General features: G+C 33.3%; 11 protein-coding genes. 9 read left to right on the plus strand and 2 right to left on the minus strand.

Translation table 11 applies throughout. The features are described 5' to 3' along the window. The first annotated feature begins 15 nt into the window (after window positions 1–15). The 9 genes from gldM to B2745_RS11025 all read left to right on the plus strand — a co-directional run bounded on the left by gldM (window position 16) and on the right by B2745_RS11025 (window position 8,240). Entirely contained in the window at window positions 16–1,575 is a 1,560-nt protein-coding gene (gldM, locus tag B2745_RS10985) for a gliding motility protein GldM (protein ID WP_026905464.1), read from the plus strand. 22 nt (window positions 1,576–1,597) lie between these two features. Further along, window positions 1,598–2,530, plus strand: coding sequence for a gliding motility protein GldN (gene gldN / locus B2745_RS10990; protein ID WP_304066424.1), 933 nt, complete (start codon window positions 1,598–1,600; stop codon window positions 2,528–2,530). Between the two features lie 555 nt (window positions 2,531–3,085). Then, entirely contained in the window at window positions 3,086–3,652 is a 567-nt protein-coding gene (locus tag B2745_RS10995) for a Crp/Fnr family transcriptional regulator (protein ID WP_304066428.1), read from the plus strand. 73 nt (window positions 3,653–3,725) lie between these two features. Then, a complete protein-coding gene (locus B2745_RS11000) occupies window positions 3,726–4,151 on the plus strand; it encodes a hypothetical protein (protein WP_304066431.1) in 426 nt (141 codons plus the stop codon). After that, entirely contained in the window at window positions 4,126–4,740 is a 615-nt protein-coding gene (locus B2745_RS11005; RefSeq protein WP_304066434.1) for a dihydrofolate reductase family protein, read from the plus strand. Before B2745_RS11000 ends, B2745_RS11005 begins: the two co-directional genes overlap by 26 nt. Before the next feature lie 262 nt (window positions 4,741–5,002). Continuing rightward, window positions 5,003–5,839 carry a hypothetical protein gene (locus B2745_RS11010; protein ID WP_304066437.1) on the plus strand — a complete coding sequence of 279 codons (837 nt, stop codon included), beginning with the start codon at window positions 5,003–5,005 and terminating at the stop codon, window positions 5,837–5,839. Between the two features lie 316 nt (window positions 5,840–6,155). Next, window positions 6,156–7,454: a Fic family protein gene (locus B2745_RS11015; protein ID WP_304066439.1), complete on the plus strand. Its 1,299-nt coding sequence runs from the start codon at window positions 6,156–6,158 to the stop codon at window positions 7,452–7,454. Between the two features lie 121 nt (window positions 7,455–7,575). Continuing rightward, a complete protein-coding gene (locus tag B2745_RS11020) occupies window positions 7,576–7,827 on the plus strand; it encodes a DUF6364 family protein (protein ID WP_304066442.1) in 252 nt (83 codons plus the stop codon). Further along, on the plus strand, window positions 7,824–8,240 hold the full coding sequence (locus tag B2745_RS11025) for a type II toxin-antitoxin system VapC family toxin (RefSeq protein WP_304066445.1): 417 nt from the start codon (window positions 7,824–7,826) through the stop codon (window positions 8,238–8,240). Before B2745_RS11020 ends, B2745_RS11025 begins: the two co-directional genes overlap by 4 nt. Before the next feature lie 124 nt (window positions 8,241–8,364). Here B2745_RS11025 and uvrC read toward each other — a convergent pair whose 3' ends face one another. Both uvrC and B2745_RS11035 read right to left on the minus strand, forming a co-directional pair. Further along, window positions 8,365–10,164, minus strand: coding sequence for an excinuclease ABC subunit UvrC (gene uvrC, locus B2745_RS11030; protein ID WP_304066448.1), 1,800 nt, complete (start codon window positions 10,162–10,164; stop codon window positions 8,365–8,367). Between the two features lie 11 nt (window positions 10,165–10,175). Then, window positions 10,176–12,422, minus strand: a complete 2,247-nt coding sequence (locus B2745_RS11035) for a penicillin-binding protein 1A (RefSeq protein ID WP_304066451.1) — start codon at window positions 12,420–12,422, stop codon at window positions 10,176–10,178. Between the last annotated feature and the right edge of the window lies 1 nt (window position 12,423).

Here is a 12,423-nt window from a genome sequence, read left to right on the forward strand (position 1 = left end):
TAAAATAAAAACAGCATGGCAGGCGGTAAAGAAACCCCGAGGCAGAAGATGATTGGTATCATGTACCTTGTATTAATGGCTATGCTAGCCATTAACGTATCTGATACCATTTTGAATGCTTTTTCTACAATAAATAATAGTTTAAAAACATCAACAGCCAACGTTAACGCAAGTTTAACACAATCTGTTTCTGCTTTTGAACAAACAAAGCTTAAGGAAAACCCTGAAAGAGCAAAACCTATCCTAGATAAAATAAAACAAGTACAAGCAGTTGCTGCCGAACTAAACACTTACATAGATGCCGTTAGAAAAGAATTAGTAGAAGCTGGCGGTGGTATTGTTCCAGAAACTGGTGAAATAAAAAATAGAGATGATTTGGATGTTTCTCCAAGAATTATGTGGGCAGAAGGCAAGAAAGATAAAGGGAAAGGATATTTACTGCAAACAAAAGTAAACGAGACGAGAGATAAATTATTAAGTCTTCTTGATCCTCGTGACAGGGCATCAGTATCTTTTTCTTTAGAGGCTAAAGATCCAGAGAAAAGAACAACTTCGGGTACTAAAGCAGATTGGGTACAATCTAATTTTGGTGAAGGTACACCAGTTACAGCATCTGTAACGATACTTTCTAAAATAGAAGCTGATGCAAAAAACGCTGAAAATGTTATCGTAAGAAAGCTTTTGTCTAAAATGGATGAAGCTTTGGTGAATTTAGATGCTTTTGCTGCAGTTGCGGTAGCACCTACGTCTTATGTTATACAGGGGCAGCCTTACACAGCAGAAGTTTTCTTAACGGCTTATGATTCAAAACAGAATCCTGATATTGTGGTGAATGGTTCTAGGTTAACCACTAAAGATGGTAGAGGTGTTTATAGCGTAAATACCAATAGTGAAGGGGAGTTTAAATGGAAAGGTACCATAAGAGTAAAACAAACTGATGGTACAGAGAAGATTTATGAAACTCCGGAGCAAACTTACCGTGTAGCAAGACCATCAGCTGTTGTTTCTCCAGATAAAATGAATGTATTTTATATTGGTCCGGATAACCCAGTTTCAGTTTCTGCCCCGGGTATAGCTAAAGAGAAGTTAAAAGTTAGTATGACAGGTGGTAGCCTTTCGGGCGGAAATGGTAAATATGTGGCCAGAGTTAGCGGTGGTTCACAAGCAACGATTACCGTATCGGCAGAAGTTGCACCGGGTAAAACTCAGGTTTTAGGAACTACCAACTTCAGAATTAAAGAAGTACCTCCTCCAATTGCAACGTTTGCAGGTAAGGCATCTGGTACCATCAGTGCTTCTGCTGCAAGAAGTACAGGGAAGTTAGAGGCAGAATTAAGAAATTTTGATTTCGACTTTAAATATAAAATAAGCAAGTTTACGCTTTACGTTCAAAAGCCAAGACAAGATGCTATTATCCTACAATCAAGTGATGATAATTTCTCTGGTCAGATTAAACAAGTTATTGGAGGTTTAAACCCTGGTGATGTTGTTTATTTCTTAAATATATCGGCAGTTGGGGAAACAGGTAAGACGGTTGCTTTAGAAACACCAGTTAGTATACAAGTTGGTAGATAATACTACCTTAAATAATTTTGGTATGAAAAAAATAATTTTTTCTTTTTTGGTAGCTTTAGTTAGCACTTCTGTAGCCTTAGGGCAAACACCCGGTGCTGCACAAACTACTACTCCGGCAGTTGCGCAGAAGAAAAAGAAGGCCATTGTTAGATCTATTCATGATTTTACAGATTCTGTGAAATACGATAAAAATATATCTAAAGATAGTATTAAGTGTGCGCCAGAGATGCCAAAAGTTAAGGCAGATGATGTAACCTACAGCAAGAGAGTTTGGAGAGATATTTTCTTTGTAGAAAATGCAAACAAGTTTCTTTCGGCGGCAGAGCCTAAGAAAAATATCATTAGAATTATTTTAGATGAAGTGCGCTCTCAAAAAATGGAGGGTTACAATAATGATAAATTTGAACTTGATGTAGATAGCGCAACCATAGACGGTACATTAAATACACTAGGTATTATCAGTGATGAGGAATTTAGCGATTACGAAAAGAATATCAAGTTTGGTTTAAGAATCATGGAAGACTGGTATTTTGACAAAAACAGATCAGAGTTTAAACCATTTATTATTGGGATAGCTGTTATTGTTCCTAATACTGTAAACTTAAATACCGGTCCTGCTTTACCTGGGGCAGGTGGTGGCGCTACTCCTGGCGGTGTTAGCAATTTAGGTGAGCTTTTAAACAATATGCAGCCTGTAGTTTGGATTAATTACCCATCTGTAAGAGAGCGATTATGCAAATACATTGTTGCGCATCCAAATGATAAAATCAAATATAGTTTTGATGACATCTTCCAGCTAAGATTTTTCAGTAGTGTTATTACCAAAGAATCTACTCCGGAAGACATCAGAATTAAAGACCGTAAAGATTTAGCTACTGGTATTGATAAGTTATTAGAGGCAGAAAGAATAAAACGCTCTTTAACACAGTATGAGCAAGATTTGTGGGAATATTAATCTCTTTTAAGAATGAAGAGATCATATCAATAAATCACCATTATTTTTAGATGAAGAGGAGTCGAAGTATTTTTTGAGCATTTCAGGAAATATTTCGACTCTTTTTCCTTTTCTGTAATATTTTAAAATCAGGTCTTCCTAGACAAAGCATTCCAGCCTTATAGGCGGCCAATCCTAGGCAATTTTTTCTTAAAAAATTCCTCAAAAAACGAGAAACGAATTCGTGAATACTTTAAAAAAGCAATGAATTTATACTAAGAATTAACTTGAATTATCCGTGTATACTCGTATATATCCAGATAATAGTTGTCTTAATTCTTATAATTGTTTGAGTTTTAGATTAGATAGTGAAAATCGTATTGTAGACACAGTAGCAAATGAAAAGCTATTAAAATTGAGTATGAAGCATATTTTTAAATAAAAAGCTCTTTGAATCATTTGAAAATTTAAAATGTAATACTAAATTGTAACTTAATCGAAAAATATGCGCTATAGGATAGCGGATATTTACTAGTTAGCGGTCATTGTAAGACGACTACTCCAACAACAAACAACGTGACAGAAAAACTAAAATATTATCTTAAATTAAACACAAATCTTGACGACAATCAAATCGACAAAATAGCAGCTTGCTTTAAGTTAAAGACTTTCAAAAAAAACACGATTTTACTTTCAGAAGGAGAAATTTGTAAAGAACTATATTTTGTGCATAGTGGTTGTATCCGGACATATTTCATAACCAAACAAGGACACGAAAAGACAAGGTATGTGGCTTTCAATGGTTCCATTGCGAGCTCAATTTCAAGTTTCATTTCCCAACAGCAATCTTTTGAATTTGTTGATACGCTTGAATATTCAGAACTATATTCTATAAATTATAGAGATTTTTACCAATTAGTTTCTGACTTTCCGCAATGGGAAAAGTTTTATCGAACACTTTTAGAAATGGCTTATTTATATCAAAACAAAAGAATAAAAAACCTTGTCACACTTTCAGCAAAACAACGCTACGACAGACTAATGGCTGAAAATCCAATTTATATTCAACGCTTATCAAATAAAATACTAGCCTCCTATCTCGACATCACACAAGAAACATTGAGCAGACTTAAATCAAAATGACCTTTTTGACCTATATCAATGCACAGGATTTTTAAATATTTTAATATTGTGCTTCACTTTAAAAACAATTAAGATGCAATTTGACACAAACAACAAAGTTGTAAAATTATGTGCTCAAGGAATGGAGCTTGAAGGGCAAGGACGAAAAATGGAAGCACTTAAACTTTTTCAGCAAGCCTGGGACGAAGCATCAAATGATTTCGAAAAATTTACATCAGCACATTATGTAGCCAGACATCAAGAGAATATTCAAAATAAATTAAAATGGGACGAAACAGCTTTAAATTTAGCTTTGAAAATAAATGACGAGAATGTTAAAGACATATTACCATCACTTTATTTAAATATTGGCAAGTGCCACGAAGACCTTAACGACTTACAAAATGCAAAAATCAATTATGATTTAGCTCTTTCATTTTGCAATCTATTGCCAGAAGATGGTTATGGAAATATGATAAAAGGTGCAATTATAAATGGACTCGACAGAATTAAATTGTGAAATTATAGAAAATAACGAAAATATGAGAAAAGTAATTGCAGCAATCAATATGACACTTGACGGTGTTTGCGACCATACGGTAGGAATAGTGGACGAAAAACTTCATCAACATTATTCTGACCTAATAAATAATGGTGGGGTTATTTTATACGGACGTACAACTTTTGAACTAATGAAGTTTTGGCAAACCTTATTGCAAAATCCATCAGGAAAAAAATCAATGGACGACTTTGCAATTTCAATAGACAAAATTCAAAAACTTGTTTTCTCCAAAACTCTAAAAGACACAAGCTGGGAAAGTGCGAAAATTTCAGACAAACCGCTTAACGAAAAACTCATTGAACTCAAACAACAAGCAGGAAAAGATATTTTAATTGGAAGTCGAAGTTTAATTATTGAATTATTGAACAGTAATCTTATTGACGAATTTCAAATTTGTATTCATCCAATAATTGAAGGCAAAGGATTACCATTATTTGACCAAATAAAAGAACAAATTATTTTGAAACTTATAAATACAAAAATTCTTGACTCTGGTGTTACGATATTTTACTATCAACCGACAACGGATAAAACAACGAACCGCTAACAGCGTGTATAAGAAATAGCGGGTTAAGTGCTAGGTCAAAGGTAAATGCTTTTAATAAAAGTCAGTACCAATTTGAAAATGAAGTGCTTTAAAACCGCTACTTCTCATACACGCAAAACGTCAAACTGTCTAAAAACCTCAAAATTGAAATTCCATATACGGACACCTATCTTACAAAATTCTTGTATATTCAATTCTCAGCGATTAGATTTAGGTTTTTAGACGAACTGACGTTAGCGGTAATTCTAAATACGACAATACAATGGAGGAAAATCTAATCTTATGGTGGAAAGAACTAAATCACAATCAGAGAAAAAATTTGATTGCAAATTTTGACTTTTTCACAAATAACATTGAGATAAAACCTTATAATGAGTTGTATAGTCAATATAAAATGGCATTTGGTAAAGGGATAAGAGAACGACTGGATGATTTTATCGTAGATGAAAAAAGTTTATTGGAATTAACCCAAATCACTAACTTAATTATCAATCACAACTCATTCCTAGACTTCACCAATCTAACAGCATTTACTAATCTAGAAAACTTATATTTTTCAAATAACACTGTTGAAAATTTAGATACTTTAAAAAATATAACCATCAAAAGACTTACACTTTCTTGTTCAAAACTTAAGAATCTAAACGGAATTGAAAAAAATGAGAAACTCGAAAATTTAAAATTGATATATTGTTATGACTTAGACAATCTAAATATTTTGACAAAATGCCCTAAATTAAATAAACTTGATTTATCATATTTAGGAAGTCTAACATTGTTTGACGAACTCTTCAACATTGATGATATCATTATAAATAAAAACATCATTTATCCAAACGATATAGAATATACCTTATATAAATCGAAATACGAGAATTATAGACATAAACTCTATAAATTTAATGAAGAAGAAACGCAATTTATTTTGGAAAATGCAAAAGATAACCAGAGAAAAAACTATGCTGGTTTAATTTTATCCAAAAAGTATTCAGTTTATATAAATGAGTTTACAGAATGGACGCTTAAAAGAACTACCGCTAACAGCACCTTGCCAAAAGCGGGGCGAACGTGGTTACAGAAACTTTTCGGCTCTGAATAAACATTAATCGTAGCTTGACAGATGGTGCTCCGAAAGCCCCGCCTTCGGCAAGCTGCAATACGTCAAACTGTCTAAAAACCTTCTTAGCTTTTCCACAGGAAATTAAAAAGTATAGTGCTTATGTTATGCTGCTTTTGTTGTTTTGAAGTATGAAATTCATCATAGGAATAGAATAGATAGAAACCAAACCGAGTTTTTTTGCATAGAGCAAGCCATATTGTATTTCAAAAACTCAAACTAATAAAAACCACGAGATTTATCTAAAACCTCGTGGTTTTTATTTATCTTTAAATTCTCAAAATATTTTGAATCTAAAATGATTGAACGAGCGCCACAAATTGAAAAAACAGACAAAACTATATCACTTATGGTTAAGTTTCAGATGGGTGGAAATCTACAGAAAATACAAGATGAATATTTTTATTGGGACATCATAAAATATAAAGCTAAAGACTGTACTCCTATAGAACTGTGGAGTGCAATAAAGCTATATCGATTTCTGAGAAGAAAAGAACTTGAATTTCATTCGTTTAAGTTTCATTATGTAATAACAGATTATATTCAAAAATCTCTACATCAATTTGATATGCATATTGGTGGAACATTGGGAAGTAATATCGGTATTGCTGAAACTGATAAGACTAAGTTTATGATGAGCTCTATAATGGAAGAGGCTATTTCTAGTAGCCAAATGGAAGGAGCTAATACTACTAGAAAAAAGGCTAAAGAAATGATTCAGCAAGAGAAAAAGCCTAAAAATAAATCTGAACAAATGATTTTGAACAATTTCATGACTATGAAGCATATTGTTCAACAAAAAAGTGAAGATTTAACAGCAGAGAATTTATTATACATTCATAAACTAATAACCAGTAATACATTAGATGATAAAGATGATGAAGGAAAATTTAGAGAAAACGATGATGTACATGTAGTAAATCATGTTCATAGTGAGATTGTACACATACCTCCTTTACAATCTGATCTTAAAAAACTCATAGATGACCTATGTCTGTTTTTCAATACTGATACCGAAGAATTTATCCACCCTATAATTAAAGGATGTATTATTCATTTTATGATTGGCTGGATACATCCTTTTACAGATGGAAATGGGCGTACTGCAAGGGCTGTATTTTATTGGTATATGCTTAAAAAGGGATATTGGCTAACGGAATATTTGTCTATTTCAAGAATTATCAAAGATTCCAAATCACAATATGAAAAAGCATACCTCTATTCGGAAATAGATGAAAATGATTTGACTTACTTCATTACCTATCATATTAGAACGATGGAAAAAGCATTTGATGCATTGAAAGAGTATATCAACCGAAAACAGAAAGAAGTGTTCCAAGCTGCGAAGTTTATGAAAATACCGGGAGTAAATGATAGAATGGCACAAATTTTAAAAATAGTACACGATGACCCAGACAGAATTCTAAACGCTAAAGAAATGGAATCAAGATTCAATGTGTCAAACTTTACTGCAAGAACAGATTTAAAATCATTAGTTGAATTAGGTTTTTTAGAAATCATCCAAGTGAACAAGCAAAAACAAAACTTTTTAAAATCTTCAACATTTGAAAACACATTGAAAAGATACAAATTATAATTCATTCATCGTATTTAGAATATAATCTAACGAGTAGTTTACGTTTTGCAAAATCTAAGACACCGTTAAAATGGAAGCTGTACGGATTTTATTTGTATATTTGTACGTACAATAAATTATTATGGATGCTAAATTAACGTTGAAACTAAATCAAGAAATAATTGAGAAAGCGAAAATTTATGCTTCTCAAAAAAAAGTTAGTTTATCAAGAATCATTGAAAACTACTTACACTCCTTAACTAGTGATGCTAAGGATGATCGTTCAATAGAAATCTCTCCATTTGTAAAAAGTTTGAGTTCGGGTAAAAAAATACCGACCGACTTGGATTATAAAAAAGAGTATTCAGAACATCTTATGAACAAATACAAATGAGTAAAAGGGTTTATTTAGATACTAATGTAATACTTGATCTGCTTGGTGAAAGAGAACCGTTTTATTATTCAATTGCTCAAGTTGCAACATTGGCTGATCAGAAAAAACTACAAATAATTGTTTCTCCTATTTCATTTGCTACTGTAAACTATTTTCTTTCAAAGTTTGAAGGAATTTTAGTTGCTAAAGATAAGTTGAGAAAATTTGAAGTTCTTTGTGAAATCTCTATCATAGATGAAACTATCATTGAAAAAGGGTTAAACTCTAGTTTTGAAGATTTTGAGGATGCTTTACAATATTTTTGCGCTGTTGATTCTGGATGTGAAGTTATCATAACTAGAAATGCGAAAGATTTCAAAAACTCTTTACTTCCGGTAATGTCAGCAGAAGAATTTATAAAAAGTATCTCTTAAAAGTAAGACTCCGCACAACAGTCATAACTGTTGTGTAAGCTCCCTCGTTTTTCAGACCTACTAAAATTAGAACTATAGCCTCAGCTTAGCGAGGCTATTGTAAACATAGCAAAAAAGCACCTTTTTAGTTTTTAGCAAAAAAATCTAAGATAGCTTTGGCTTGTTTTAGGTTTACAACTTCAAGTAATTCTTGTTCTTGTGCCTCTTTTATCTTTTTAACAGATTTAAATCTTTTCAATAGCTTTTCAGCAGATGTTTTACCTATACCATCAATCAATTCAAGCTCGGTTTGCAAAGTACCCTGGTCTCGTTTCTTACGGTGAAAAGTTATTCCAAACCTATGCGCTTCATCTCTTAAATGCTGTATAATTCTTAATGTTTCAGATTTTTTATCCAGATATAAAGGGTATTGGTCTCCCGGATAATAAAGTTCTTCCAACCTTTTGGCGATACCAATCACAGCCAGTTTATCCATAATACCTAAAGCTTTTAAGCTTTTTACAGCCGAAGATAATTGCCCTTTACCACCATCAATAATCACTAATTGTGGTAGCGTTTCTCCTTCTTCTAGCAATCTTTTGTAGCGTCTAAAAACAGCTTCCTCCATCGTAGCAAAATCATTTGGTCCTTCAACGGTTTTAACGTTAAAATGCCTATAGTCTTTTTTAGAAGGTTTGGCATCTTTAAAAACAACGATAGCAGAAACCGGATATTTACCTTGAAAGTTAGAGTTATCAAAACATTCTATATGCTTAGGTAGCTCTTTAAGTCTCAAGTCTTTTTGCATTTGTGTAAGCAAACGTTCGGTTCTTAAATCAGGATTTAGCTTTTCATATTGTTCTATTTTATCCTTTTTAAAGAATAAAACATTCTTCATAGATAAGTCTAGCAGTTTCTTTTTCTCACCTTGTTTAGGTACTGTAAAAGTTAATTTGTCATCATCAATATCTATATCAAAAGGCACCACAATCTCTTTGGATTTACTTTGATATCTGCTTCTAAATTCTGATATCGCTAAACTTAAAAGTTCTTCATCCGTCTCGTCAAGCTTCTTTTTCATCTCAATGGTTTGCGTTTGGATAATGGTGCCATGCATTACTTTGAGATAATTTACGAAAGCAATTTTTTCTTCTGATGCGATACTAAAGACATCTACTTCAGTAATGGAAGAGTTTACAACGGTAGATTTGCTCTGGTATTTTTCTAAAAGCTCGTATTTCTTTTGTAAACGATGCGCAAGCTCAAAATTAAGTTGCGATGAAGCTTCTAGTATTTGCTCTTTTAAATTGCGTAATACGCCACTTATTTTGCCATTTAAAATATCCTTAATTTCATCAATAGATTGATTATAATCGGCTTCGTTTTGTAAACCCTCGCAAGGGCCTTTACAATTTCCAATCTGATATTCTAGGCAAACCCTAAACTTACCAGCTACAATATTGGGTTGTGTAAGTGGCAAGCTGCAAGTACGTAACTGATAAGTTTCTTTAATTAAACCTAGGATAGAGTGCATCATACCTACAGATGGGTAAGGACCTAAGTATTTTGAGCCATCTTTTACGATACGGCGTGTCCATTGTATACGAGGGAATTTTTCGTTTTTAATCACAATCCAAGGATACGTTTTATCATCCTTAAGCATGACATTATAACGCGGCTGATGCTTTTTGATGAGGCTATTTTCTAGCAACCATGCATCAACTTCAGAGTCTACAATGGTAAAAGTTATATTCCTGATTTTACTAACCAGTACCCTTGTTTTGGCATTAACTTTATAATTGTCTTTATTAAAATAAGAGCTAACCCTATTTTTTAAATCTTTGGCTTTCCCAATATAAATCAGCTCATTAGCATCATCATAATACTGATAAACACCAGGTCTATGCGGTATGTTTTTTAACGCTGCTTTATAATCAAATAGCATGATAAATAGAATTAAAACCCTAAACGTTGGTCTAAATCTTCTTTATTTCCTTTGGTGCTGGTACCTGTATCAGAACCTTGATATTGGCTACAATCTAAAGTTATAGAAGAACCACCTGCTGGGGCTTCAAAATCTCCTTTTCTGATGCCTAAAGACGTATCCGCATAAACTTTTTTGATAAAGAGTGCAAAAACTGGTAATGCGGTATTTGCTCCTTCGCCTAAATTGGTGCTTCTAAAATGTATGGCTCTGTCTTCGCATCCAGTCCAAACTCCGGCTACTAATTGTGGTGTTACAGCCATAAACCAACCGTCAGAGTTATCGTTTGTGGTTCCGGTTTTACCACCTATGGGGTTGCTTAATCCATAGCGGTATCTTAACCTAACTCCTGTACCTTCTTCTACCACACCTTTAAGCATATAAGTCATTACATAAGCGGTTTGTTCATTTAAAGCTTGTACCACTTTAGGTTTTCTATCATACAATACATTGCCGTTTTTATCTTCTACTCTTAATAAATAAGTAGGTTCTGTCCAAACACCATGATTTACAAAAGCACTGTAAGCACCAGTCATGTCATAAACAGAAGCTTCAAAAGAACCTAATGCGATAGACGGATAGGGAGGTACATCTGTGGTTATACCCATTCTCTTGGCTAAAGCAGCAACTGCTGTAGGGCCTACTTGCTGCATAACCCATGCCGTTATAAAGTTTTGAGAGTTGGCTAAGGCCTTCCTTAAAGTTATATATCCGGGTATAGAACCGTGTCCTCTTGGTGTCCATGGCTCTCCGTAACCAGTTACGGTAAAAGGTACATTATTCACCTGATAGCATGGAGATAATCCATTATCTATACCTACAGCATAAGTAAAAGGTTTTGCGGTTGAGCCTACTTGGCGAGTTCCCATTTTTACTTGGTCGTATTTAAAATGCTCAAAGCTAATACCACCAACCCAAGCTTTGATTTCGCCACTTTTAGGGTCCATAGCCATCATAGAATTTCTCAATATCATTTTATAATATTTGATAGAATCTATAGGTCTCATCATGGTATCAATATTACCCCTCCAGCTAAAAATTTCCATGGATGTTGGTGTATTGAAATTATCTTTGATTTCTTCATCAGAAAGCCCTTCTTCTTTGAGCATCTTATACCTGTCAGAGCGTTTCATACCTTGAATAATCAAATTTTCGTTTCCTTTAAAAGGATCTCTGCCTTTCCAATGTGCATTAAATTGCTGTTGCAGCGTTTTCATGTACTCTCTTTGTGCCTCTTCTGCATAGCGTTGCATTTTAGAATTGATGGTGGTATATATTCGTAATCCATCTCTATCTAAATCATAACTACTACCATCAGCTTTTCTGATAGACATTTTTTCAAAAGTTTCCTGAATATCTTTCTTTAAAACAGCTCTAAAGTAAGTAGCCAGTCCTTCACTATGGCTGGTTCTATTAAGCTCTAAATTTAGGTCTTGGGCTTTTAATTCATCAGCTTTTGGCTGCTCAAGAAAACCTTCATCTACCATTTTTTGCATGATAAGGTTACGTCTTCCTAAAGCTCTTTCTGGGTTTCTGGTGGGCGAGTATAAAGTGGTACCTTTTAAAATACCTACTAAAGTAGCGGCTTGTGCTGGATTAAGTTTTGCAGGTGTTGTATTAAAATAGGTACGGGCAGCTGCTTTTATACCAAAAGAATTATTTCCAAAATCTACCGTATTTAAATACATGGTGATGATTTCTTCTTTGGTATAATTCCTTTCTAATTTAACCGCTACAATAAGCTCTTTAAGTTTTTGAGGAATTCTTTTAATGACTGATCTTTCTCTGGCTTTATCTGAAAATAAGTTTAGAGCTAATTGTTGTGTAATGGTACTTGCACCTTGCTTTTTCCCGATAAGGTTATAAAAAATAATGGTGAATGTTCTTTTAAAATCTATACCAGAGTGGTCTAAAAATCTTACATCTTCTGTGGCTACCAATGCGTTAATCACATTAGGAGAAATATCTTTAAACCTAATATTTGAACGGTTTTGTACATAGTAATTACCCAATTCAACTTTATCTTCTGATAGTATTGAAGATGCAAGGTTACTTTTAGGGTTTTCTAAATCTCTAAACGAAGGGAGTTCTCCAAACAAGCCTAAGCCAGTAGCACTTAGAATTAAAATTAGAAAAATTATAAATCCAGCAATACATTTCCAAAAAATACGATTATACTTTTTGATATCTTCTAAAGAAAGGCTTTCTTTTCTTTGCATG

The sequence above is a fragment of the Pedobacter glucosidilyticus genome, assembly GCF_002483235.1.
Classification (GTDB): Bacteria; Bacteroidota; Bacteroidia; order Sphingobacteriales; family Sphingobacteriaceae; genus Pseudopedobacter; species Pseudopedobacter glucosidilyticum_B.